At 53.2% G+C, this 2,608-nt stretch carries 3 protein-coding genes; 1 reads left to right on the top strand and 2 read right to left on the bottom strand.

Annotated elements, in window-relative coordinates:
• Both M0974_RS12650 and clpS read right to left on the bottom strand, forming a co-directional pair.
• The coding region (locus M0974_RS12650) for an AAA family ATPase (RefSeq protein WP_297836784.1) at positions 1-1,714 on the bottom strand (1,714 nt) is incomplete at its 3' end.
• 29 nt (positions 1,715-1,743) lie between these two features.
• The gene (gene clpS / locus M0974_RS12645) at positions 1,744-2,106 is read right to left on the bottom strand and encodes an ATP-dependent Clp protease adapter ClpS (RefSeq protein ID WP_297836781.1); all 363 of its coding nucleotides are present in this window, start codon (positions 2,104-2,106) and stop codon (positions 1,744-1,746) included.
• A gap of 221 nt (positions 2,107-2,327) precedes the next feature.
• Here clpS and cspD point away from each other — a divergent pair, with 221 nt between their 5' ends.
• Complete coding sequence (gene cspD / locus M0974_RS12640) at positions 2,328-2,603, top strand: cold shock domain-containing protein CspD (protein ID WP_297836777.1); 276 nt, start codon at positions 2,328-2,330, stop codon at positions 2,601-2,603.
• Positions 2,604-2,608: the final 5 nt, after the last annotated feature.

Here is a 2,608-nt window from a genome sequence, read left to right as displayed (position 1 = left end):
TCTCGATTTCATCGAGCAGCAATACGCAATGCGGTTGCTTGGTAATCGCTTCAGTCAGCAGACCACCCTGATCAAAACCGACATAACCTGGCGGAGCACCAATCAAACGCGAAACGGTGTGGCGCTCCATGTACTCGGACATGTCGAAACGAACCAGTTCGATACCCAGCGCTTTGGCCAACTGACGAGCCGCTTCGGTCTTACCAACACCGGTCGGACCGGCAAACAGGAACGAACCCACTGGTTTGTCTGGAGACTTCAGCCCAGCACGCGACAGCTTGATGGCCGTCGACAACGCATCAATCGCAGCATCCTGACCAAACACTGTCAGCTTCAGGTCGCGCTCCAGATTACGCAGAAGCTCCTTGTCGGAACTGTTGACGTGCTTAGGCGGAATACGTGCAATTTTAGCCACGATGTCTTCGACCTGAGGCACTTCAATACGCTTCACACGTTTCTCGACGGGTTGCAGGCGCTGATACGCGCCGGCTTCGTCGATCACATCGATGGCTTTGTCCGGCATGTGCCGATCATTAATGTAACGCGATGCCAGCTCAGCAGCGGCGCGCAAGGCCTCATCGCTGTACTCGATACCATGATGCTGCTCGAAACGCCCCTTCAGGCCTCTCAAGATGCCTATGGTGTCTTCAACTGACGGCTCGGACACGTCAACTTTTTGGAAACGCCGCGCCAACGCTCGATCTTTTTCGAAGATCCCGCGGAATTCCTGGAAGGTGGTCGAACCAATGCAGCGGATATCACCCGAAGACAGCAAAGGCTTGAGCAGATTAGACGCATCCATCACGCCACCCGACGCAGCACCGGCACCGATAATGGTGTGGATTTCATCGATGAACAGAATCGCTTGAGGGCGTTTTTTCAGTTCATTGAGCAGCGCTTTGAAGCGCTTTTCAAAATCGCCACGGTATTTGGTCCCGGCTAACAAGGCGCCGAGATCAAGGGAATAGACCACGCTGTTAGCAAGCAAGTCCGGGACCTGATTATCAACAATGCGTTTGGCCAAACCCTCAGCGATAGCCGTTTTACCGACACCCGCCTCACCGACCAACAAAGGGTTGTTTTTACGACGACGCGCCAGAATCTGCGCAACTCGCTCAACTTCCATCTCACGACCGACCAACGGGTCGATCCGACCCTGACGGGCCAGTTCGTTCAGGTTGCTGGCATAGGCATCCAGAGGATTGCCAGAGGAAGAAGCCTCACCGCCCTCGTCGTCCTGCATATCTTGCTCACCTTCAGAGTGATCGCCATGCCCTGGTACTTTAGAGATGCCATGAGCGATGTAATTGACGACATCGATCCGGGCAACGCTCTGCTGTTTGAGCAGAAACACCGCCTGGCTTTCTTGTTCGCTGAAGATTGCGACCAGCACGTTGGCGCCGGTGACTTCGCGCTTGCCGGAGCTTTGCACATGGAAGACTGCACGCTGCAGTACCCGTTGAAAGCCCAGCGTCGGCTGTGTTTCGCGATCTTCGTCATGGACGGGGATCAACGGCGTAGTGGAGTCGATAAACTCCTGCAAATCATGCTTGAGCTTATCGAGGTTTGCGCCGCAGGCACGCAGAACGGTGGCGGCAGCCTCATTGTCCAAAAGGGCCAAAAGGAGATGCTCAACCGTCATGAATTCATGACGCTTCGAACGAGCTTCCTTGAAGGCCAAATTGAGAGTGACTTCGAGCTCACGGTTTAACATAGCTTCACCTCATACCCAAGTGGTCGGCGTTAACCGTCCTTCTCGATCTCACAGAGTAGCGGATGCTGGCTTTCCCTGGCGTATTGGTTCACCTGCATTGCCTTGGTCTCGGCGATGTCGCGGGTAAACAATCCACATACTGCCCGTCCCTCTGTATGGACGGCTAGCATGACCTTGGTCGCCAGCTCACGATTCAGATTGAAAAAACCCTCGAGTACTTCGACGACGAAATCCATCGGGGTGTAGTCATCATTAAACAAAACCACTTTGTACATCGGTGGCGCCTGCAATGCGGGTTTAGCTTCTTTCAGCGCCACTCCAGCGGCGTCATCGTCATGGGTTTCTGGACGATCCTGATTGAATGTTAGTCGAATCTGGCTGATTGCATGCATGGAAAGAAGGGTTCGTATGTGGACGGATTCATAAATTTAGCCTCGGCCTGGCCGGTTTATCAACAGACTGCCGCATGACCTTGACTATCGGCAAAACAGTGTTACAAACAATAGAACCCACATTGGGTAAAAAGGGTCCGTGCAGTCAACCAAATTCTTTTCGGTCCGGCGGATGAGGTGGATCATACTCCTGACGGAGTCCTTTGCAGAAGGAAGGGAAAATGGCACTAATTGGCAAAGTCAAATGGTTTAACAACGCCAAAGGCTATGGCTTCATCAATGAAGACGGCAAGACAGAAGACCTGTTTGCTCACTATTCCGCGATAACCATGGATGGCTACAAGACCCTGAAAGCGGGTCAACCCGTGAAATTTGAAATCATTCAAGGTCCCAAAGGGCTTCATGCAGTGGGTATCAGCCCGGCGACCGAGCCCCAGTCGTCGCCAACTGCAGTTTCGCCCAGCGAGACAAAGATAACTTCAGATGTAGGTGCTTGAACCTC

Source organism: Pseudomonas sp. (genome assembly GCF_026224925.1).
Taxonomy (GTDB): Bacteria; Pseudomonadota; Gammaproteobacteria; order Pseudomonadales; family Pseudomonadaceae; genus Aquipseudomonas.
The sequence above is the reverse complement of the archived record's forward strand: the minus strand, read 5'-3'. Positions and strand labels throughout refer to the sequence as shown.

What these genes read in the sequence shown, in the direction of transcription:
- cspD (WP_297836777.1), top strand. Translation starts at nt 2,328, where the DNA reads ATGGCACTAATTGGCAAAGTCAAATGGTTTAACAACGCCAAAGGCTAT.
- clpS (WP_297836781.1), bottom strand. Translation starts at nt 2,106, where the DNA reads ATGCATGCAATCAGCCAGATTCGACTAACATTCAATCAGGATCGTCCA.